Below are 930 nucleotides of genomic sequence, written 5' to 3'. Positions count from 1 at the left end.
TCGCCGACCATCTGGCCGAAGCTCAGGCACAGCGCCGCCGGGATCAGGAAGATCGCCAGCATCTGCGCCAGGTTGCTCAGGGGCGTCGGGTTCTCGTACGGATGGGCCGAGTTGGCGTTGAAGAAGCCGCCGCCATTCGTGCCCAGCATCTTGATCGCCTCTTGCGATGCCACCGGCCCCATGGCCAGCGTCTGCGTCGGCGTGGTCAGCGTCTCGAGCACCGGCTGGCCCGCGGCATCCTTTGCGGGCTGGCCGTCCCGGCCCAGCCTGGGTTGTTGGTAAACCGTGGCCTCGAGCGTGGTCACGGCCTTGTAGGGCGCCAGGTTCTGGATCACGCCCTGCCCCACCAGGAACAGCGCGAACACCACCGACAGCGGCAGCAGCAGCCACAGCGTGATGCGCGTCAGGTCGACCCAGAAATTGCCTATGCCCTGGGCCAGCCGACCGGCAAAGCCGCGCACCAGCGCGAACACCACCGACAGCGGCAGCAGCAGCCACAGCGTGATGCGCGTCAGGTCGACCCAGAAATTGCCTATGCCCTGGGCCAGCCGACCGGCAAAGCCGCGCACCAGCGCGAACACCACGGCGATGCCCGTGGCGGCCGAGAGGAAGTTCTGCACCGTCAGCGCCAGCATCTGCGTGAGGTAGGCCATGCTGGACTCGCCGGCATAGCCCTGCCAGTCGGTGTTGGTGACAAAGCTCACGGCGGTGTTGAAGGCCGAGTCGGGCGACACCGCGCCCATGCCCTGCGGGTTCAAAGGCAGCCACGGCTGGATGCGCTGCAGGCCGTACACGGCCAGGAAACCCAGGAAGTTGAACAGCAGCAGCGCCAGCGCGTAGCGCCGCCAAGGCATGTCTTCATCAGGCTGGACGCCCGCGAGCCGGTACAGCACGCCTTCGACCGCCTGCATCCAGCGCGGCAGGCGGCCC

1 protein-coding gene is annotated in these 930 nt (G+C 67.7%); it reads right to left on the bottom strand.

From position 1 onward, the window contains the following. On the bottom strand, positions 1 to 930 hold a 930-nt coding region (locus QZH66_RS17090), incomplete at both ends, for a potassium-transporting ATPase subunit KdpA (protein ID WP_305807043.1).

Origin of the sequence: Stenotrophomonas sp. YIM B06876 (genome assembly GCF_030711595.1) — a bacterium.
Classification (GTDB): Bacteria; Pseudomonadota; Gammaproteobacteria; order Xanthomonadales; family Xanthomonadaceae; genus Stenotrophomonas.
This window is presented reverse-complemented; position numbering and strand designations above follow the sequence as displayed.